At 29.2% G+C, this 21,936-nt stretch carries 21 protein-coding genes; 11 read left to right on the top strand and 10 right to left on the bottom strand.

Translation table 11 applies throughout. The features are described from left to right. Positions 1 to 36 precede the first annotated feature (36 nt). From G507_RS0113895 to G507_RS0113865, 6 genes are all read left to right on the top strand, one after another. Positions 37 to 1,131 carry a Nif3-like dinuclear metal center hexameric protein gene (locus G507_RS0113895; protein WP_026718057.1) on the top strand — a complete coding sequence of 365 codons (1,095 nt, stop codon included), beginning with the start codon at positions 37 to 39 and terminating at the stop codon, positions 1,129 to 1,131. Positions 1,132 to 1,134: 3 nt separating this feature from the next. Next, complete coding sequence (locus tag G507_RS0113890) at positions 1,135 to 1,914, top strand: zinc ribbon domain-containing protein (protein WP_026718056.1); 780 nt, start codon at positions 1,135 to 1,137, stop codon at positions 1,912 to 1,914. Positions 1,915 to 2,134: 220 nt separating this feature from the next. After that, positions 2,135 to 2,932 carry a 23S rRNA pseudouridine(2604) synthase RluF gene (gene rluF, locus G507_RS0113885; protein WP_026718055.1) on the top strand — a complete coding sequence of 266 codons (798 nt, stop codon included), beginning with the start codon at positions 2,135 to 2,137 and terminating at the stop codon, positions 2,930 to 2,932. A gap of 32 nt (positions 2,933 to 2,964) precedes the next feature. After that, entirely contained in the window at positions 2,965 to 4,809 is a 1,845-nt protein-coding gene (locus G507_RS0113880; RefSeq protein WP_026718054.1) for a PLP-dependent aminotransferase family protein, read from the top strand. Positions 4,810 to 5,027: 218 nt separating this feature from the next. Next, the gene (locus tag G507_RS0113870) at positions 5,028 to 6,875 is read left to right on the top strand and encodes a Xaa-Pro dipeptidyl-peptidase (protein WP_026718053.1); all 1,848 of its coding nucleotides are present in this window, start codon (positions 5,028 to 5,030) and stop codon (positions 6,873 to 6,875) included. A gap of 163 nt (positions 6,876 to 7,038) precedes the next feature. Further along, positions 7,039 to 8,349, top strand: coding sequence for a DUF2254 domain-containing protein (locus G507_RS0113865; RefSeq protein WP_026718052.1), 1,311 nt, complete (start codon positions 7,039 to 7,041; stop codon positions 8,347 to 8,349). A gap of 4 nt (positions 8,350 to 8,353) precedes the next feature. Here G507_RS0113865 and G507_RS0113860 read toward each other — a convergent pair whose 3' ends face one another. The 3 genes from G507_RS0113860 to ffh form a co-directional block, all read right to left on the bottom strand. Further along, positions 8,354 to 8,845, bottom strand: coding sequence for a GNAT family N-acetyltransferase (locus tag G507_RS0113860; protein WP_026718051.1), 492 nt, complete (start codon positions 8,843 to 8,845; stop codon positions 8,354 to 8,356). 102 nt (positions 8,846 to 8,947) lie between these two features. After that, the gene (locus tag G507_RS0113855; RefSeq protein ID WP_026718050.1) at positions 8,948 to 9,835 is read right to left on the bottom strand and encodes a bifunctional 5,10-methylenetetrahydrofolate dehydrogenase/5,10-methenyltetrahydrofolate cyclohydrolase; all 888 of its coding nucleotides are present in this window, start codon (positions 9,833 to 9,835) and stop codon (positions 8,948 to 8,950) included. A 107-nt stretch (positions 9,836 to 9,942) separates the two neighbouring features. Next, positions 9,943 to 11,280: a signal recognition particle protein gene (gene ffh / locus G507_RS0113850; protein ID WP_026718049.1), complete on the bottom strand. Its 1,338-nt coding sequence runs from the start codon at positions 11,278 to 11,280 to the stop codon at positions 9,943 to 9,945. Positions 11,281 to 11,449: 169 nt separating this feature from the next. On the opposite strand from ffh, the gene G507_RS0113845 reads away from it, so the two are divergent. Then, positions 11,450 to 12,448: an FAD:protein FMN transferase gene (locus tag G507_RS0113845; RefSeq protein WP_026718048.1), complete on the top strand. Its 999-nt coding sequence runs from the start codon at positions 11,450 to 11,452 to the stop codon at positions 12,446 to 12,448. Positions 12,449 to 12,503: 55 nt separating this feature from the next. Here G507_RS0113845 and G507_RS0113840 read toward each other — a convergent pair whose 3' ends face one another. The 7 genes from G507_RS0113840 to G507_RS0113805 all read right to left on the bottom strand — a co-directional run bounded on the left by G507_RS0113840 (position 12,504) and on the right by G507_RS0113805 (position 17,272). After that, positions 12,504 to 13,364, bottom strand: a complete 861-nt coding sequence (locus G507_RS0113840; protein ID WP_026718047.1) for a T9SS type A sorting domain-containing protein — start codon at positions 13,362 to 13,364, stop codon at positions 12,504 to 12,506. Between the two features lie 31 nt (positions 13,365 to 13,395). After that, positions 13,396 to 13,941 (bottom strand): YceI family protein, encoded by a 546-nt coding sequence (locus tag G507_RS0113835; RefSeq protein ID WP_026718046.1) that lies wholly within the window; start codon positions 13,939 to 13,941, stop codon positions 13,396 to 13,398. 10 nt (positions 13,942 to 13,951) lie between these two features. Next, positions 13,952 to 14,323 carry a c-type cytochrome gene (locus G507_RS0113830; RefSeq protein ID WP_026718045.1) on the bottom strand — a complete coding sequence of 124 codons (372 nt, stop codon included), beginning with the start codon at positions 14,321 to 14,323 and terminating at the stop codon, positions 13,952 to 13,954. 12 nt (positions 14,324 to 14,335) lie between these two features. After that, positions 14,336 to 15,214, bottom strand: a complete 879-nt coding sequence (locus G507_RS0113825; RefSeq protein ID WP_026718044.1) for a DUF5777 family beta-barrel protein — start codon at positions 15,212 to 15,214, stop codon at positions 14,336 to 14,338. Between the two features lie 8 nt (positions 15,215 to 15,222). Further along, positions 15,223 to 15,618 (bottom strand): OB-fold protein, encoded by a 396-nt coding sequence (locus G507_RS0113820; protein ID WP_169627296.1) that lies wholly within the window; start codon positions 15,616 to 15,618, stop codon positions 15,223 to 15,225. 128 nt (positions 15,619 to 15,746) lie between these two features. Then, on the bottom strand, positions 15,747 to 16,217 hold the full coding sequence (locus G507_RS0113810) for a hypothetical protein (protein ID WP_026718042.1): 471 nt from the start codon (positions 16,215 to 16,217) through the stop codon (positions 15,747 to 15,749). Between the two features lie 23 nt (positions 16,218 to 16,240). Further along, positions 16,241 to 17,272: a hypothetical protein gene (locus tag G507_RS0113805; protein WP_026718041.1), complete on the bottom strand. Its 1,032-nt coding sequence runs from the start codon at positions 17,270 to 17,272 to the stop codon at positions 16,241 to 16,243. Between the two features lie 98 nt (positions 17,273 to 17,370). Between G507_RS0113805 and G507_RS0113800 the strand changes: the two genes are divergently transcribed. The 4 genes from G507_RS0113800 to G507_RS0113785 all read left to right on the top strand — a co-directional run bounded on the left by G507_RS0113800 (position 17,371) and on the right by G507_RS0113785 (position 21,875). Next, positions 17,371 to 17,883, top strand: a complete 513-nt coding sequence (locus G507_RS0113800; RefSeq protein WP_026718040.1) for an RNA polymerase sigma factor — start codon at positions 17,371 to 17,373, stop codon at positions 17,881 to 17,883. 57 nt (positions 17,884 to 17,940) lie between these two features. Then, complete coding sequence (locus G507_RS0113795) at positions 17,941 to 18,852, top strand: FecR family protein (protein WP_026718039.1); 912 nt, start codon at positions 17,941 to 17,943, stop codon at positions 18,850 to 18,852. Positions 18,853 to 18,908: 56 nt separating this feature from the next. Continuing rightward, positions 18,909 to 21,386, top strand: a complete 2,478-nt coding sequence (locus G507_RS0113790) for a TonB-dependent receptor plug domain-containing protein (RefSeq protein ID WP_169627295.1) — start codon at positions 18,909 to 18,911, stop codon at positions 21,384 to 21,386. Between the two features lie 63 nt (positions 21,387 to 21,449). Beyond that, complete coding sequence (locus G507_RS0113785; RefSeq protein ID WP_026718037.1) at positions 21,450 to 21,875, top strand: QcrA and Rieske domain-containing protein; 426 nt, start codon at positions 21,450 to 21,452, stop codon at positions 21,873 to 21,875. Positions 21,876 to 21,936: the final 61 nt, after the last annotated feature.

The following is a 21,936-nucleotide window of genomic DNA, read 5'->3' as shown; positions in this document are numbered from 1 at the left end:
ATTATTCGTTACTTTGTTAAACAAAATTACTTTCAAATGAAAATTAAAGACACACTTGCAATTCTTGAAGAAATGGCTCCACTAGGTTATGCCGAAAGTTTTGATAATGTTGGTTTGTTAGTTGGTGACTCTAATGCAAATCTGACAGGAATTTTAGTTTGTCACGATGCATTAGAAGCAGTTATTGATGAAGCAATTACTAATAATTGTAATTTAGTTGTATGCTTCCATCCTATTCTTTTTGGTGGTTTAAAGAAAATCACAGGAAAAAACTATGTAGAAAGAGCAGTTATAAAAGCAATTAAAAATGACGTAGCAGTTTATGCCGTTCATACAGCTTTAGATAATCATAAGGATGGAGTTAATAAAATATTTTGTGATGCTTTAGGAATAGAAAATTCAAAAGTATTAATTCCAAAAGAAAATTATATTCAAAAATTAGTGACTTATACAGTTTCTGATAATGCTGAAAAATTAAGAAACGCTTTGTTTGATGCTGGTGCTGGAAATATAGGAAATTATGAAGATTGCAGTTTCAGCAGTCAAGGAATTGGAACTTACATGGGAAATGAAAATAGTAATCCAGAAGTAGGTTCGCAATTTGAGTTTGTAGAAGCCAAAGAAATAAAAATTGAAGTCACATTTGAAAAGCATTTACAATCAAAAATCATAAAAGCATTATTTTCAAATCATGTTTATGAAGAAGTAGCTTATGAAATTTATAACATTGAAAACAAACATCAAAATATAGGTTTAGGAAGAGTTGGCTCGCTTAAAAATGCGCTTTCAGAATCAGATTTCTTACAATTAATTAGCGAAAAACTAGATTGCAAAGGCATTAGACATAGTCAATTTTTAGGAAAACCTATTAAAAAAGTTGCTGTTCTAGGTGGATCAGGAAGTTATGCTATAAAGAACGCTATTGCCTCTGGAGCAGACGCTTATCTAACGGCAGATTTAAAATACCATCAATTTTATGAAGCTGAAAATCAACTTTTATTGGCCGATATTGGTCATTTTGAAAGTGAAAGATTTACAAAAAACTATATTGTTGATTATCTTAAAGAAAAAATCACTAATTTTGCAATCATTTTATCACAAGAAAATACAAATCCAGTTAAGTACTTTTAAAATATGGCAGCTACTAAAGAATTAAACGTTGAAGACAAATTAAGAGCATTATATGCTTTACAACTAATCGATTCTAAAATTGATGAAATCAGAAATGTTAGAGGTGAATTGCCTTTAGAAGTTGAAGATTTAGAAGATGAAGTTACAGGATTAACTACTCGTTTAGATAAGTTAAAAGCTGACTTGGAAAGCATTGATGAAAAAATCAAAGAAAAGAAAAATGCAATTGATGAGCATAAAACTTCAATCAAAAAATATTTAGAACAACAAAATAATGTTCGTAATAATAGAGAATTCAACTCTTTAGCTAAGGAAATGGAATTTCAAGAATTAGAAATTCAATTGGCTGAAAAGCATATTAAAGAAATGAAAGCTTCTTTAGAACACAAAAAAGAAGTTATCGGACAATCAAAAGAGCGTTTAGAATCTAAACAAACACACTTAAAGCATAAAAAATCTGAATTAAACGATATATTATCTGAAACTGAAAAAGAAGAAACGTTCTTAACTAAAAAATCAGAAGAATATCAAAAACAAATAGAAGAAAGATTGTTAAACGCTTACAATAGAATTAGATCTAGTGTAAGAAACGGAATGGCAGTTGTTTCTATCGAACGTGGCGCTTCTGCAGGATCTTTTTTTACAATTCCACCACAAACTCAAATGGAAATTGCTGGTAGAAAGAAAATCATCACTGATGAACACAGTGGTAGAATTTTAGTTGACAGTATGTTAGCTGAAGAAGAAAGAGAAAAAATGGAAAAGCTTTTTGCTAAAATGTAATATGAATCCCGATGAAAATCGGGATTTTTTTTTGCTTTTATTTTTGATTATAGATTAGCACTTTTAAAAACACATAGAATAACATGAATTTTTTGGTCTTTTAACTTCTAAAAGTTTAAACCAATTTTCAATTTTATACTAAATTCTAAATAATCTTGAAGCTTTAGAAATTCACAATTCATAATTCACAATTCATAATTCTATTTCATATCTTTGCACTATGGAAGAAAATGCAACACGAATTAATAAATTTTTATCAGAATCTGGTTATTGTTCCCGTAGAGAAGCCGATAAGTTAATTGAACAAGGAAGAGTTACAATTAATGGAGTTGTGCCAGAAATGGGAACTAAAATCACTTCAAAAGACGCTGTTCGTGTCGACGGTGTTATGATTAATGAAAATACTGAAAAACGTATCTATTTAGCTTTTAACAAACCTGTTGGAATTGAATGCACAACTAATCAAAGTGTGCGTGATAATATTGTTGATTATGTCAATTATCCAGAACGTATTTTTCCTATTGGACGTTTAGACAAAGCCAGTGAAGGATTGATCTTTATGACAAATGATGGTGATATTGTCAATAAAATTCTTCGTGCCAGAAACAATCACGAAAAAGAATATATTGTAACCGTAAACAAAACAATTACAGAACGCTTTATCCAAAGAATGGGTAACGGAATTCCGATTTTAGAAACTTTAACACGAAAATGTAAAGTAGAACAAATTAGTAAAACCGTTTTCCGAATTATCTTAACACAAGGTTTAAACCGCCAAATTCGTAGAATGTGTGAATATTTAGATTACGAAGTTGTTGCCTTAAAACGAACTCGTATCATTAATATTTCATTAGATGTTCCAGTCGGACAATTTAGAGATTTAACTGAATCTGAAATCACACAACTAAACGAATTAATCGAACCTTCAAGCAAAACAGAAGAAGCTAGTTTACCTAAAGTTGACAGAAGTATACCAGGACAAAGAGCTACTCCAAACAAGACTTTTAAGAAGAAATAATTAATGCTCCTTTCCAACTCAAAATAAAAATAATGAAAGAAAATAAAATGCTAAATTATATTAAAGAAGTACTAAAAAACATGCCTATTGGCTGGTTAAATATAACAACTCATAGATTAGATATTTATGATGAAAAAGCTGCTAAAACTCAATTTCTAGAGGAGTTTGAGACCTTATACAACAACAGTAACTCAGAATTATCGGCACTAAGTGAATTACCAACTGCTTACGATTATATTCGTTTAGGTCATCCTTTGTCTTGTATTCTAGAATGGGGAATTGCTAACTTAAACAATCTAAAATCAGAAAATGTAATTAGTTTCTCATCAATGACAGTTCCTGTTTTAGCTGTTCTAAGAAAAAATTTATTAGACCATAAAAACACCCAAATTATTTATACGGGTGAATTACCTGCTTTTTTTGATGCTGAAATAGTAAAAACCATTTATGGCTATACTTTTGATTTAAAGAAAGTTGAAAACACAGAGGCAATTCCAGCTTTTAATGGTAGTACTATTTTAATTTCAAATGAAGAAAAATTTGGTGTAATTAACATTCCAACTGGAGTTGATTTTCTTATAAGTCTTTATAACAACTTAGGAAGTGTTTTGGTTGTAAACGGAGCGCAAAATGAAAATTACATTTCAGATATTCAGCATGTAAGAAGAAGAGAAACCATTGCGATGACACCAGATGATTCTCTTTCAGCTTTGAAATTACTTGTATCTCAAGCTGCTGTTAATACTACAACTAGAAATATTGAAACAGACAAAAAATCGGTTTTAGATTCAATTAAAAAGATAACTAACACAAATACCAAACCATTGGTCGCTTCAAGTGGATTATCAATCCAGTATGCAATTTTAATGGGATTAATTCATGATGCAATAGAAAATCATAAAGGAAAAGCGATAAAAATTGTCGTTCCTCCTAATTGTTATGGTGGAACAAATGACCAAGCAAGACGTGTTGCAGCTTGTATTGATAATGTTGAAATAGTAGATTTACTAGTAGATGGTGATAATGACATGGTTCAAAGTATTGACACGGTTTTATCTCAAATTGCAAATGAAGATGCAGTTCCATACATCATTGCTGAGATTCCAACAAACCCAAGAGTTGAAGTTCCAAATCTTATAGATTTAAAAAATGTTTTAAGCCAAGAACGCAAAACTGCAAAAGGTACAATTGCTATTGATCCTGTTTTTATTTTAGATCAAACATTTTGTCCCAATGTACACTTTTTAGGTGAAGATGATATACTTGCTTCCGTTATAACAATTTCATTTGCAAGTGGATCAAAATTTCCAAGTGGCGGACAATGTACTGCTGGTTACTGTGTAGGGAATAAAAAAACAACTGCTTTGATGGAAAAAATAGCCATTCATCTAGATCTTTGTGATAATGAAGCTACAGCGCTTCAATATGAGATATTAGCCAAACAATTGCCTTCAATGAATCAAAGAATTATTGATGCTTATAAAAACACTCGTGATTTTGTAAACTTTATCAACGCTACTTTGCCTGAAGCCAAAATAAATTTTGTTTCAGAGGAATTAGCCGAACAAGGATTTACACCTTCAGTGTTTTCATTAGATCTTCCTACAAAAGGAAATACTGATGCAGAAAAAGAAACTTATAAAAGAGCCTTAAATCTTAAATTAATCCATTTAATGATTACCGAAATCCCTAACGAAAGTAAATTTTGTGTAAGTTACGGACAGTTAAAAGGGTGCTATTGGACTATACCTGCAACATCTACTCAAGGAACTACAAAAGAAGGTGACAAAGATTATATTGTTCGTGCATCACTTTCTCCTAATTTGGATCTTGAACTTCACAAAAAAGTATTTTTAAAGTTTGTTGAAAGTATTTGATATTAGTTTACAATACATAAAATAGAATTTAGTGTACAGAAAGCTGAAAAATTACTTCTAAAAAAAGTTTTATTTTAATGGTTTGGACTTTGTTTTTTCCTTCTTTAAAATCACTACGATTCAAAATTTTGTCTATATTTGTTATGCTTGTGATTAATATACCACAATTTATAGCATAAACTGCAAACAAACATTAAGACAATAAAGACAAAAGAACCATGAAAAAACTAATCAAATTAAGTTTCTTTTTATCAATACTAATTTTACCTTTTATTTCTGCTCAAGCACAAACGGTGGTAAAATCTGTTCCTATTTTTGAAAATGGTGAGGCACAAATTGTTCCTGAATTTAAAGATTCTGAAAAATGGATTAGACATGATCTTTGGGTAGAAACAACTTTTGATACTGATGGTGATGGTAAAAAAGATCGAATGTATGTTGATGTCACTAGACCTATTCAAACTGATACTGAAGGATTAAAACTTCCTATAATTTATGAATCAAGCCCCTATTATTCTGGTGTTGCACCAGATGTAGAAGGTGGTTTTTGGGATGTAAATCATGAATTAGGAGAAATAGGAAAAGAACGTGTTCATGCAGAAGTGGTTAGAACAGGTAAACGTCCTATTATATCAAACTCACAAGTTTCAACTTGGTTACCTAGAGGTTTTATTGTAGTACATTCTTGTTCTCCTGGAACAGGTTTATCACAAGGTTCACCAACAGTTGGTGGTGAAAATGAATCTTTAGCTCCAAAAGCAGTTATAGATTGGTTAAACGGACGAGCAAAAGGCTACACAACTCCTGATGGAAACGAAAAAGTTAAGGCTTATTGGACTACTGGAAAGGTAGGCATGACAGGAACTTCATATAATGGAACTATTCCACTTGCAGCAGCTACAACAGGAGTAAAAGGCTTAGAAGTTATCATTCCTGTTGCTCCAAATACATCTTATTATCATTATTATCGATCTAACGGATTAGTACGCTCACCTGGAGGTTATTTAGGTGAAGATGTAGATGTTTTATATGATTTTATTCACAGTGGTGATGAATCTAAACGTGCTTATAGTAATGCTGTAATTCGTGATACCGAAATGAAAAACGGCATGGATAGAATTACGGGAGATTATAACGATTTTTGGGCTGGACGTGATTATCTAAATCATATGGGAACCATGAAAGCTGCTATGTTAATGTCCCATGGTTTTAACGATTGGAATGTTATGCCAGAACATAGTTACCGCATTTACAAGAAAGCCAAAGAAATGGGCTTAGAAACAGGTATTTATTACCATCAAAATGCTCACGGTGGTCAGCCACCAATTAGTATGATGAACAAATGGTTTACACATTATTTATTTGGTATTGATAATGGCATTGAAAAAGAAACAAACAAAGCATGGATTGTCCGCGAAAATGATGACATGAACAACCCAACACCATATAAAGATTACCCAAACCCAGATGCTAAATCAATATCATTTTATTTAACTAAAGGTGCTCCGAAAGTTGGAGGCTTAACAACAACTAAATCTTCAAATCAAGGTAAAGAAACTTTAGTTGACAATTATTCTTTTACTGGTGAAATTTTAGCTAGAGCAGAAAACACAAATCACCGTGTTTTATATGTTACTCCAAAATTTTCACAAGACGTTCACATATCTGGAGTACCAAAAATTACAGTTAAATTATCAAGTAGCAAGCCTGCTGCAAATTTATCGGTTTGGTTAGTGTCACTTCCTTGGAATGAAGGAAGAGGAACAAAAATTAATGACAATATCATTACTCGTGGTTGGGCTGACCCTCAAAACCATAGTTCCATAAGAAAAGGTGAACCTCTAGCCGCAGGTAAATTCTATGAAGTATCTTTCGATTTAATGCCAGATGATCAAATCATCAAAAAAGGGCAACAAATAGGATTAATGATTTTTTCAAGCGATAAAGAATATACTTTACATCCAGAACCTGGAACGGAATTAACAATTGATTTAGACGGAACCATTTTAACTTTACCTATTGTGGGTGGACTTGATGCATTTACTAATGCCTTAAAAGAAAATTAATATTAAGTTGAAATTAAAAACAAAACTTAGGCTAAGTTTATTGAAGTTTTAATTTAAATAGCCTCTTTCTAGTTGTTAAATTTGATAAAATAAGATTACTAAAATTATATAATTAATTTTAAATGGCAGTGAATACTATTCGATTGTAAAATTCTTTATTAAAATGAAAAAAATACTGTTTTTCTATAATAAATTAATGGATACCTTTTGGTTTATCCCAGTATTGATTATCATTATTTCAATTTCCCTTTCTGTAAGTTTAGTAATAATAGATCAAGAGTTTACATTTTCACAAGATGGATTGGGTAAATACTTTTTTGTTACTAGTGCTGATTCAGCTAGAAGCATATTATCCACAATTTCCGGAGCCATGATTGGTGTTGCAGGAACCGTTTTTTCAGTGACTCTTGTGGCATTAACTTTGGCTTCATCCCAATTTGGCCCAAGGTTAATTAAAAACTTCATGTATGTAAGACTTAACCAAGTTGTTTTAGGTTCATACGTCGCAACCTACTTATATTGTCTTTTTGTTCTAAATGCTATAAAAGAAGGTGATGATTACACCTTTATACCTGTAATTTCGATTCTTGTAGCCATAATTACCGCTTTAATCAACATAATACTTCTTATCATATTTATACATAAAATAGCAACAAGCATTCAGGCTGATAAAGTTATTTCAGATATTTCAGAAGTTATTTACAAACAAATTAATTCTTTGTATCCTAATAAAATGGGAGAAGAACTAGAAAATGAAAAAATCAATATTGTTGATATTATTAAAACAAAATATATTAACTCTATAGCTATTAAATCCCCTAAAAGTGGTTATATTCAATATATTGACAGTGAAGCACTTTTAAAAATAGTCTCTTCTTATGATGCCCTATTAGAATTATTTTTTAGACCAGGAGATCACTTAGTTGAAGGCATTGAAATGGGAAAATTAAACTTCAACAATGATTTAAACAAAGAACAAATCGAAGAAATTTGTAATCAATTCGTTATTGGAAAAACAAAAGTTGCAGATCAAGACCTTGAGTTCTCCATTCATCAAATGGTTGAAATAGCTTCACGAGCACTTTCTCCTGGAGTAAATGATCCATATACCGCTATTACTTGTATAGATAATTTAACAGCTACGACGTGTCGTTTTTCACAAATTGAGTTCCCTTCTAAATATAGAATTGATGACAAACAAAATTTAAGGATAATTGCAAACACTACAGATTTTGAAGGTTTGTTAAATGCTTCATTTAATCAAATTCGACAATTTTCAGCAGGAAGTCCAGCTGTAATTATTAGGTTAATGGAAGCACAAATAACAATATATGGATTTGTAAAAAAAGAAAATTACAAAAAAGCAGTTAGAAAACATGCCACAATGATTTTAAATATTGGAAAACAAACGATTAAAGAAGATATTGACCTTAATGATTTACTCGAAAGATCAAAAAGAATTTTGTCTGAGTAAAAAATTAAATCTTTTTTTCCATCACAAAATCTTCCATTAAATAATCATTTCCAATTTTGATGTCTTCTTCATAAGCGATTTCGAAACCTAATTTTTTATAAAAATGTTGGGCTTTATTAAATCGATTTACATTCAAGAATAAAATTTTATTTTGAGCTTCTTTAGCTTTATTTTCCATTTCATTTAACAATTGAACACCAAAACCTTTTCCTTGTGTTTCAGGCAAAACATAAATTTTATGAACCTTAGTCTTATTGCCTTCAATATTCAATTCATAGGAAGCATATCCAACAAATATTCCATTTTCTTCCGCTAATAAAAAAACATGACTACGTTGCTCTAATTGTTCCGTTAAAGCTTCAAGGCTATAAAACTTCTCCAACATATATTTGAGTTGTTCAACTGATAAAATTTTTCCATATGCTGAAGGCCAAATTGCATAAGCTAATGCTGCAATAATTGGTAATTGAGTTATATTAGCTTGAATTATTTTCATTTTATTATTAAATATGGGATAATGTTAAAATATAAATTTCACAAATTTACACAAAATAAACTGTGATAACTTGTGAAATTTATTTGTGTTCTTAAGAATTAACTAAGAATTTTTCATTCGTTTTTGTTCTCTGGCTAAAAGTGTGTTTTTTAACAACATAGCAATTGTCATTGGTCCTACTCCACCAGGAACTGGAGTTATATATGAGGCTTTTTTTGAAACATTTTCAAAATCTACATCACCAGTAATTCTATATCCTTTTTCTGTTGTTTCGTCAGCTACACGTGTAATTCCGACATCTATAACTACAACATCATCTTTTACCATTTCAGCTTTTAGATAATTTGGAACTCCTAATGCTGTAATAATAATATCAGCTTGACTAGTAATTTGGTTGATGTTTTTAGTATGACTATGCGTTAAAGTAACGGTTGAATTTCCAGGAAAACCTTTTCTTCCCATTAAGATACTCATTGGACGACCCACAATGTGACTACGACCAATAACAACAGTATGTTTCCCCGCTGTATCAACGTTATATCTTTCTAATAATTCAAGAATTCCAAAAGGAGTTGCCGGAATAAAAGTTGACATATCTAAAGCCATTTTTCCAAAATTCTCAGGATGAAATCCGTCAACATCTTTACTTGGATCTACTGCCATTAATACTTTTTGAGTATCGATTTGTTTAGGCAAAGGCAACTGAACGATGAATCCATCAATATCATCATTTTCGTTTAATTCTTTGATTTTTTTAAGCAGTTCAGTTTCAGAAGTTGTGCTTGGCATTTTTACTAAAGTAGACTCAAACCCTACTCTTTCACAAGCTTTTACTTTACTTCTTACATAAGTTAAACTTGCCCCATCATTACCCACAATAACTGCTGCTAAATGAGGGACTTTTTCTCCATTAGCTTTCATTTTTACTACTTCAGCAGTAATTTCATTTTTAATGTCTTCTGATACTTTTTTACCGTCTAATAAAATCATTTTTTGTGTTGTTTATTCTGAATTAATTTCAGAATCTGTTGAATATTTGTAGTTGTTTGATTTATATTTTATAAAAAAAAAGACGCGATAAAACGCGTCTTTAACTATTATCTCATGCCTTTCATGCCTTGCATCATTTTCATCATATTTTTTCCTCCGCCACCTTGCATCATCTTCATCATTTTGCTCATCTGTTCAAACTGCTTCATCAATTGATTTACTTGCTCAATTTTTGTCCCTGATCCTTTGGCAATTCTATTTTTTCTTTTTACATCAATTAATGAAGGTTTGCTTCTTTCAATTGGCGTCATTGAATGAATGATTGCTTCAATATGTTTGAATGCATCATCTTCGATTTCAACATCTTTCATAGCTTTTCCAGCACCTGGTATCATTCCAACCAAGTCTTTCATGCTACCCATTTTCTTTATTTGTTGAATTTGTGATAAGAAATCATCAAAACCAAATTCATTTTTAGCAATTTTCTTTTGTAATTTTCTTGCTTCTTCTTCGTCATATTGTTCTTGTGCTCTTTCCACAAGGGAAACAACATCACCCATTCCTAAAATTCTATCAGCCATACGTGAAGGATAGAACACATCGATAGCGTCCATTTTTTCACCTGTACCAATAAATTTAATAGGTTTATCAACAACTGATTTAATAGAAATAGCAGCTCCACCACGAGTATCACCGTCTAATTTGGTAAGAATAACTCCATCAAAGTTTAACTTATCGTTAAATGCTTTTGCAGTATTTACAGCATCTTGTCCAGTCATTGCATCCACAACAAACAATGTTTCTTGTGGTTGAATCGCTTTATGAACCTCAGCAATTTCGTTCATCATGTGTTCGTCTATGGCTAAACGACCAGCTGTATCGACAATTACTACATTAAAACCGTTAGCTTTAGCATGTTTGATTGCATTTTGAGCAATTTCAACTGGATTTTTATTTTCTGGTTCAGAATAAACCTCAACACCAATTTGATCTCCAACAACGTGAAGCTGATTAATTGCCGCTGGACGATATATATCACAAGCTACCAATAATGGTTTTTTATTCTTTTTAGTTTTAAGGTAATTGGCTAATTTTCCAGAGAAAGTTGTTTTTCCAGAACCTTGTAAACCTGACATTAAAATCACTGAAGGTGTTCCAGATAAATTGATACCTTCAACGTCTCCACCCATTAATTCGGTTAATTCGTCTTTAACAACTTTTACCAACAATTGTCCTGGCTGCAAGCTAGTTAACACGTTTTGACCAATTGCTTTTTCTTTTACTTTAGTGGTAAAATCTTTAGCAATTTTGAAGTTAACATCGGCATCTAATAAAGCTCTACGTACTTCTTTTAAGGTGTCGGCAACGTTTACATCAGTAATCTTTCCGTGCCCTTTTAAAATATGAAACGCTTTATCTAATTTATCGGTTAAATTATTAAACATAATGGTTTGTGATTTTTATAAGTTGCAAATATAAGTTTTTGAATTTTAATTTTAGAATTTACATTGTTTTTTTAATGCTAAAAAAATTAATTTTTCATTTAAAAACACTAAATTTATATTTATGAAAAATCAGAATTAATAAATTTAGTTATTCTTTTAAATTTTAAAAATGAAAACCAATTATTTTTTACTATTCTTCTTTTTTTCTTCAATTGCATTTTCTCAACAAGAATCTATAAAAATTGAAGGTGAAGCTCAAGGAACAACTTATCACATTAGTTATTTTGATTCTCAAAACAGAAATTTTCAATCAGAAATCGAAAAAATCCTAGCTGATTTTGATAAATCTGTTTCCACATATTTACCAACCTCAATTATTTCAAGAATAAATAATAATGATAAAAATGTAAAAGTTGATAAATACTTTAAAGCATGTTTTAAAAAAGCAAAAGAGGTATGGAAAAATACAAATGGTGCCTTTGACCCAACAGTTTACCCTTTAGTAAATATTTGGGGTTTTGGTCCTGAAAAAAAACAAATAATCGAAAAAAACAAGATTGATAGTGTATTAGAATTTGTGGGATTTGAATTAATTAAGTTAAAAGGAAATAGAGTCGTAAAAATTGATTCAAGAGTGAAATTAGATTTTAATGCTTTTGCACAAGGTTATTCAGTAGATGTAGTTTCTGAATTTTTAAACTCCAAAAAAATTGATTCATATTTAGTTGAAATTGGTGGTGAAGTTTATGCAAAAGGCAAAAAACCCGATAATTCAAACTGGACAGTTGGAATAGAAAAACCTATAGACAATAAAGAAGCAACAAATCCTTTAAAAGCAATTATAAAATTAGAAAATATAGGCATTGCTACTTCTGGAGATTACAGAAGATATACTATAGAAAACGGAATAAAATATGCTCATCATATTGATCCAAAGACTGGTTATCCAACTAAAAATAATTTATTAAGTGCTACTGTCTTTTCAAATAAATGTATTACTTCTGATGCAACTGCAACTGGCATTTTAGTTATGGGAATTGAAAAAGCAAAACTGTTTTTAGAATCTCGCCCAGAAATTCAAGCCTATTTAATATATTCTGATGAAAAAGGGAATTTTCAAGTTTATGAAACGCCTCATTTAAAATCTATTGTTATGGATGTTGAATAAAAAAACACCTTTAAAAAAAGGTGTTTTTAAAATTAAAAAAAAATATAAACTAACTTTACTTATTCAATATTACCTCATAATTTGATGTACCGTTTACATTAGTCAGACTAATAATATATGCTCCATTATTTAAATTAGACAAATCTATTTTCTTTGTTGTTGATACATTTGCAGTGTCTAATTTTTCTGAATAAACAGATTGACCTAATAAATTATATACTTCTATACTTTCAATCTCATTTTTAAAATCGATATTAAAAACACCAGTTGATGGAACTGGATAAATGACTACGACAGGCTCGGTATTTTTAACTTCTTCAACCGAAAGACCTGAAGGCACCCAATCAATCACTACACTATCAAAAAATGTACTCGGTGAAGTTGGAGTGAGATGCACAGTAGTTGGTCCTTTTGTAAATGTAAAACTTGCAATTGCACCATGATTATTAGAACCAGAATCTCTCCAAGAACTTTCAATCCAAACCACATAATTACCGTCAGCTACTGTTGTTCCATTAGTTGTTCCTACAACATTTTTCCCATCCCATGTAATAGTTTTTGAGCCAAAAGCTGTTGGCGCTGTAGTGTTGGTTCTTGTTGCACCTGTTAATCCGTCAGTAACATTGCAATTATTTCCAGTGGCTGCTACCGCAGTAGCACTTGAACAACCTGCTTTTGCACCCCAAGAAGGCAAATGATCATCTGTAGAAGCTGAAACATATCTTGCTTTTGTTTTAATAAAAGTTCCTGCTGCATTTTCAATCCAAACAGCATAAACATTTTTTATACCAGCATTTGGCGCAGGATTTGTTGGCTGTGGCTGATTATATGAAAATGTTAATGTTCCTTGTGTTTGAGCAAATGAATTTATTACAAAACACAGTAAAATTGATGCTATAATTCCTGTTTTTTTCATGATAAAATAGTTTGTATGTTAATTGTTTATTTTATTGTTTTTCTAAATTAAACTTTAGTGCTATACTTGCATTTTCAGCAATTTTACTTTTCACTAAACTTGGAATTTTAATTCCATAATCAACTGGTTTTACAGAAAAATTAGAAGTTACAATCAGTTTTTCTCCTGAAGGAGTTAATGTTATTTTTGTCTTTATTTTTTTTGTAATTCCATGAATTGTTAGATCCCCCTCTAAATCATACGTTTGTGCTTTATCTGTTAATTTTGACGAATCAAAACCTATAACTTTTCCTTTAAAAGTTGATTTTGGATAAGTTGAAGATTCCATATAATTTTCATTAAAATGCTCTTCCATTAATGGGGCTTTGAACTTGAAGGATTTTACTAGTGTTAGTGCTGCAATATCACCCGTAGATTTATCAAAAACACAAGATGAAGTTGTACTTGTTCCAGCTACTTCTTCGATTCCGGGCATTGAAGCTTCAAATTTTACTTCTCCTGTTCTGGTTAACATTTTTTGGGCAAAACCCATATTAATGAAAAGTAATCCGAATAAAATTATTTTAAAATTTTTCATAATTTGTTTTTTATTGTTCAACATATCCGTTTGTTTGCCAAAGTTTTATTAAATCAATTGTTGTTTGTGGCATTCTTCCAGCTGGTGGCATAATATCACTATAAAAACAATCTTCTGGATTATCTATAATACATAGAACTACTCCGTTTTCGATTCCATCTTTAACTTCAGCATAAGTAGTTAAATAAGGTGATTGTTGCGTGCCATTTTCACTATGACAACTTGTACAATTTGAAGTGAATATTGATTTCATATTAGCCTCATAAGTAGGATTTGTAATTTTTGAAATCTCTTCATAAGTACTAGAATCACATGAATTAAGTGCACTAATTGAAATTGTTACTACTGCTATAAATAGTATTAATTGAATTGTTTTTTTCATCTTTATTTATTTTTAAAAAACTCTGTACATATTAAATCCGAAATAAAGTGGCCCTCTTTTAAAGTCCCAATTACCTCTTGCATTTGTTAACATTGCGACATCATTCATTGGTTGACTGTTAGCAAAAACCAATTGAAAAACATGTCCTCCTGTTTCAATATCTAAACCAACAGTTAGTGGATTATTGAATGGTGAATTAGACAAACCACTATCAACGTTTGTTCTATAGGCATATTCTGCATTTAGACTCAATCGTTTACTAAGTTTATACCTTCCTCCAGCTCCTATTAAAAAAGTTTCTTTTTGATCAATAGTATTATCATATAGATTTTTATGAACAAATATTGGCAATACTTGCATTGAAAATGATTCTGAAAATTTTCTAGAAATTATTAATTGAGACGAATATTGCAATCTGTTTTGAAAGACCAATTGAGGGTTGTTGTCTTTTTTTAAATCACTATTTATATCCATAGTATTATACCCAACAATAGTAAAAGGAAAACCTTCTTCTCTTTGGCTTATAAATTTATATTTAGCAGCTAACTCATAAGTTTTATTATAAGTATGTCTTGATGCACCTAGTGACAACCAATTAGTAACACCCCAAATTCCTCCAATTTTTGTTAAGGCATTATCCAGCCCAAAAAAGTTATCTAATCCATTTGATAAATCCCCAAAACGGTGAGATACCAAAAAGTAAAACTCCCCTTTAACTGGTAGTTTGGTTGATTGCATATTACATACTTGCAATCCTTTGAAAGCTGCAGTAGCAATTCCTTTTTCTTTAGGTTGAATTGAATCTAATTGATCCAATAAATCGTCTTGAGCATTAGCAAGATTAAATGCTAAAAACAAAAAAAGCAAATGAGTGACTTTTGTTAATTTCATAATTTTAGTTAGTTGGTTTTTATATTACATTCGTCTAGTTTAATTTCTCCCAAAAGGTCATCAAAGCCAACAAGTCTTCCTTTTATGGTTATCTTGTCTTTATTTTCTTTAACATTTTTAAAAGAAATCATTTTGCAAAAAATAGTTTCATCAATTGTAACTATACTATCCTTAATGTTTGAAATTAGTCCAGAAATTTCAATAGTTTTATTAAGATATTTTTTTGTTGCTTCATCTATGTTCTTAGTAAATTCATTTTTAATATCATTTGAAGAAACTACAAAAGCACTTTCCTCTAATTGAATATCTCTAGCTCCACCATGCATTATGTAATTATATCCATAAAAACCAACCAATAAAACTATTCCTAAAACAATCAATATCTTTTTTAATTTGCTATTCATAAATGTGTTATTTAGATTTTTTAGACTCATTATAATGTTAAAACAATTAAACAAATTGAAACCCTACCTAAAATATTTTTTTAACAAAAAAAAACCATCAAACTTAATTGATGGCTTTTTTAAAATTTTTAATTTTTTTCAAATGTGAGGTAATCGGTTCCTCCATTTCCTCCACTTACATCTACTAATTCAACTTTTGTATCAGTTCGTGATAAAATATCCCAATCATCAGATAATTCATCTGAAAAATTTGTTGGTGAAGTAAATAGAATATTAAAATCCAAATCATTACTTGGACTATCATCATTAGTATCACTATTTGTCACTGACCATATTCCTGTATATATATCTACTCCATTTGAAGCTGTAAGGACATTTGATGTGCCAAAAGTAAAATTATACCCAGTAAAATAGTTCGTATGATTTTCACCAGAATCTTCATAAAAAGTAATCCTCCAAGTGCCTTGAGACATAGTATTAATTACTGGAACTGGATCAGAGTTACTCGATGAATTTGAATCATCATCATTGCTACACATTGAAGCAACATTTAGCATAAAAATCATTGCTAATAAAGGAATTAATTTAATTTTTTTCATAGTAAAAATATTTAAGTTTATAATTAATTTTTTGCAAAATACAAATATCTAATTTCACTGTTTTCAGTCTTTTTCAATCTTATATTTGTTTCGGAAAACTCTGTTACTTTCCAATCTTCTTTTATTTCTGACAAGGAGTCTCCTTCAAAATTTAAATCTAGTTTTTGAATTCCATTATCTAACTCTATCAGCCAACTTCCATTTATAACTCCTGCGTTTTTTACTACTTGTGAATCACCATTGTTTAAAAATGTAAAATTGTATCCATTGTAGTAATAGGTTCCGTCGATATTCTTATAATAGTACGAAATATACCAACTCCCAGATGTTAAAACCGTTTCTAAATCTAATGTCCCAGTTCCTCCAGAATTTGTGACACAATCATCTATAGCGTTGTTTATAAACGATTCTAATTCAGTATTAGAATATATTATTACATTTTCACCACTTGAACCTGTCATAGTTATAGGAAACGCAAATGCTGCAATTATATTTGAATTTAATCCATTAATATAATTGTAAAATTGTTCATTATTTTGAATTGTTATTAAATCTGCAATTTGATTATCTGCATTATAAATATTTATAACTAAAGGAAAATTAAATGAGATACAATCTATTTCATTAAAACCATTATCATATTCACAGTTTTCAACTAAATCATGAAACTGTGAATAATTTGAGACGTTTTCTGTACTGAAATTTTTAAATATTACTGTAACAGGATAATCTAAATAGACTATATCATTATCTGAAGTATACTGATTTTTAATATCTTGAACATTTTGGTAATCCAAATTGGTAGCAACATTAACAGCCACACCATTAACAGTCAAACTTAAGGGAAGCTGAACACTAAAACCACTACAGTTGTCTATAACATTATCTATTTCTGTAGGGTTTTGTGTGGTTCTAGAAATTAAATCAAACAAAGGTGAACCTACAACAATATTATTTACGTTTTGATTAGGGTTCTCAATTTCACTCTCTTCATTTTGACAACTTGTACTAAGAATCCCTAGAACAATAATTAAAAATATATTTATCTTTTTCATAATCTTTTGTGTGCTACAACTTAATTAAAAACAATTTACAAATAAAAAACCCTACTTTAAAAAAAAAGTATAAATTTACCTAATCAATTTATTTAAACATGTCATCTTCTGAAGTTTGTAATGAAAGTGTATTTTCTATTTTTTTTAGAAAAAATGCAAATGCCTTACGAAATTATCTTTATTACAAATTTGGCAATCTAAGTCAAGCCGAAGACATAACACAAGATGCATTTATTAAACTTTGGCAAAATTGTGCCGATGTTCCTCTAGAAAAAGCCAAATCGTATGTTTATACAATCGCAACTAATTCTTCTTTAAATGTAATAACACATGAAAAAGTAAAATTAAAATATCAAAAAAGCAATACTCAAAATGATCGAATCCATGAAAATCCAGAATTTTTATTAGAAGAATCACAATTTAAAGAGAAGTTACTTAAGGCTATTGAAAAATTAAATGAAACCCAGCGTGTTGCTTTTTTAATGCACCGAATTGACGGAAAAAAATATAGCGAAATAGCTGAAATATTGAATATTAGTGTAAAAGCAGTGGAAAAAAGAATACATATTGCTTTAACTGAATTGAGAAAAGAATTCGACTATTTTAAATAGCATACACTTTATCTAAAAAAGTAGGGTAAAGTATAGTTACTATGTTATAATATAATCATGGAAAAAAATTACAAACTATCTAAATGGCTCAATGGCGAAATGACTAAAACGGAATTAAATGAATTCCAAAGTCAGGAGGATTTTGCTATATATGAAAAAATTAAAAAATATTCATCTGAATTAGAAATAGAAACAGATAAAAATAATGAAGAAGAAATGCTTGACAAAGTAATATCTTCCAAAATAAAACTAAATAAAACTAAACCACTATATAAAAATTGGTATCTAAAAATAGCAGCCGTTTTAGTTATTGGTTTTGGCCTTTTTTTAGGATTAGAGGCCTTTTCTGAAATTACTGAAATTGCAATAAATGGAAAACAAAACGTATTTTCTTTACCAGATAATTCAGAAGTTGTTATGAATTCTGGTTCTAAAATTGAATATAGCAAATGGAATTGGTACAATAAAAGGCAATTAAATTTGTCTGGAGAAGCTTATTTTAAAGTTGCAAAAGGCAAAAAATTTACGGTAAATACAAACTCAGGAAAAGTAACAGTTTTAGGCACTCAATTTAATGTTAAATCAAGAAATAAAAGGTTTGATGTAACTTGTTATGAAGGGAAAGTAAGAGTAAAATCAACCAAAAATGAAGTTATCCTTTTAAAAGGACAAACTGTTTCATTTGAGAATAATAAAATGATTATTAATCAATCTGTAACAGAAAATAAGCCGCTTTGGACTTTGAACGAAATGAAATTTGAAAAAGAAAAATTTAAAAATCTTATTCAAGAAATTGAAATTCAATACAATATATCTTTGAAAACCTATGATTTTAAATCAGAACAATTATTTACAGGAACAATTCCAACTGACAATATAGATATAACTTTACAAATTATTGCCTCAAACTATCACTTAAAAATAAAAAAAATAAATGAAAATTCTTTTGAATTAGTTACAAGTAGGTGATAAAAAAAAATATAATACTAATTATAATTGCTTTTTTTGTTTTAGTTCCAAAATTGGTGGCACAAGACAAAAATGAAGGTCTCTTGTTGAAAGAAATTTTAGAAAAAATAAGCATACAACACAAAGTCAATTTTAATTTTATTGAAGATGAAATTACTTCATTTAAAATTATTCCTCCAAAAAATTCATTATCTTTATTTGACAAGCTTGATTATATAACTCAAAAAACGCAACTTAAATTTATTTTTGTTTCTGGTAAATATATTTCTGTTGTTAACAATCAAAACTTAGACAAAACTGTTTGTGGCTATCTTTATGATGATGAAGCAAAACTTCCAATTGAAAATGCTTCCATTCATATAAAAAACTCTAATAATTACGCTATTTCTAATCCTTTAGGTTTTTTTGAATTGCAATTAAAATCAACTAATGAAATTGAAATTTCTCACTTGAATTATGATATAAAAACAATTCAAACTTCAGATTTTGATGGAAATGATTGCCTAAAAATTTATATAAAAAATAAGATCAATGAATTAAATATTTTCATCTTTGAAGAATATCTTACGAAAGGAATTATAAAAAAAAGAGACGGAACTTTTGAAATAAATCCAAAAAAACAAGGATTATTACCCGGATTATCTGAACCTGATGTTTTTCAAACAATTCAACAAATTCCTGGAATAAACATAACGGATGGAACAATTTCTAATATGAGTATTAGAGGTGGTACTCATGATCAAAATTTATTTCTTTGGAATGGCATTCAACTATATCAAACAGGGCATTTTTTTGGATTAATTTCTGTTTTAAATCCAAATCTAACTCATAAAATAACGCTTTCAAAAAACGGAACTTCTTCTTTTTATGGAAATGGTGTTTCGAGTTCCGTTCTAATTTCAACACAAACAGATTCAATAGAAAAATCAACTGGTGCTTTTGGCATAAATATGATTAATGTTGATTTCTACACCAAATTAAAAACTTCAAAAAAATCAAATTTAGAAATTAGCGGAAGACGTTCATTTACTGATTTACTTAGTTCGTCAACCTATAAAAATTATTACAATAAAGTGTTTCAAAACACTATAGTAACTAATAATCTAAATACTAGTTACAATTCTGATGTGTATTTTTATTTTTATGATTTATCTTTACAATATCATCAAAAAATAAAAAAAGAAACTGATTTTTTTATTGATGTTTTGCACTTTTCAAATGATTTGGATATTAATCAATCTAAAAACGAAAACAACACTATAATAACTAAACAAAGTGTCCTTGATCAAGAAACTTATGGAGCAAATGTGATGTTTAAGACCAATTGGAATCCGAAAAATAGTTCAAAAATTTCTATTTACACTTCTTATTTCAATATACAATCTGAAAATCAATCTATACAAAATAATCAAATTTTTAATCAAGAAAATACGATTTTAGACATAGGTATAAAATTAGAAAACAATCATATTTTATCTAATGTTTTTTCCTTTTCTAATGGTTATCAATACAATGAAATTGGAATAAGAAATAATGACAAAATAAATAGTCCTACTTTCTCTAGAAACAATAAACATGTATTACGTAATCATGCCATAATTGGTGAACTAAAATATCTTTCAAAGAATGATAAGTTTTTAAGTACGTTTGGAATAAGACAAAATTATATTGAACAATTTCAATCTTTTATTTTTGAACCGAGAATACAACTTAATTATAAAATTGCACCCTTTTTTTCAATAGAATTTTTGGCAGAAAAAAAACACCAAGTCACATCGCAAATTGTAGATTTACAAAAAGATTTTTTAGGAATTGAAAAAAGAAGATGGGTTTTATCAAACAATAATGCTATTCCAATAATCAAAAGTAACCAAGTATCTCTTGGTTTTTTATTTTCTAAAAAAAATTGGTTATTAACTGTTGATAATTTTTACAAAAAAGTAGATGGAATTACTTCTATGACAGAAGCTTTTCAAAATCAATTTGAATTTATTAGAACAAATGGAAGTTATACTGTTTATGGCACCGAATTTTTAACTCAAAAAAAATATAAAAATTTAATGTTTTGGGTAAGTTATGCCTTCACTCAAAATGATTATACTTTTAAGAATTTAACTCCTTCTTCATTTCCCAATAATTTCGAAATAAAACATACTATTAAATCGGCAATAATTACTAATTTCAATAAATTAGACTTATCACTTGGAGCACAATGGTTTACTGGGAAACCTACAACTCTCCCAATAAGTTTAACACCAATATATTTAAGTAATAGTTCTACAGAAATAGCATATTCAAATCCAAATTCAACTAATTTAAAAAATTTCTTTCAAATTAATTTATCGGGTTCTTATGATATTAATTTAACTCAAAAATCTAAAATGAAAATTGGTTTCTCAATCCAAAATTTATTGAATTCAAAAACTAACCTAAATCAATTTTACAGAATAAATTCTAATTCTAATTCTGTAGAGCAAGTTAATACATATGCTCTAAAAAGAACTCCAAATATTTTTGTTAGATATAGTTTTTAGGTTTTAAAAAAAGTAGGGCTTTTGGGGCTGAAATTGTTATTAAAATATAAAAGCTTAAACATTATGACAAGAAAAGAATTTTTTTCAAAAGCAGGATTTGGAGCAGCACTAATTTTAGTTCCTGCATGTATAGGTGGATTAACAACAAGTTGTAGCAATGACGGCTCAGGCAGCCCTGCTCCTGCTCCTTCAGGTGTAGATTTTACTGTAGATGTTTCTACTGGTTCATTAGCTACAAATGGTGGTTTTATGGTTACTAATGGAATTGTAATTGCTCGTACAAATACTGGAACATTTTTAGCCGTTTCTGCTGCTTGCACTCACGATGGAACAAGTGTAAATTATGTAGCTAGTAGTAATGATTTTCATTGTCCAAATCATGGAGCTAATTTTAGTAATGCAGGGCAACATTTGAGTGGCCCAGGTTCTAAAAATTTAACACAATATAACACTGCATTAACTGGAAGTGAATTGAGAATCTTCTCTTAAAATTAAAAAAATTAGTAACAATAAGTTAATTTGAACTACTAATTATAAACAAAAATTAAGA

It is taken from the genome of Flavobacterium gelidilacus DSM 15343 (genome assembly GCF_000422685.1).
GTDB classification, from domain to species: Bacteria; Bacteroidota; Bacteroidia; order Flavobacteriales; family Flavobacteriaceae; genus Flavobacterium; species Flavobacterium gelidilacus.
This window is presented reverse-complemented; position numbering and strand designations above follow the sequence as displayed.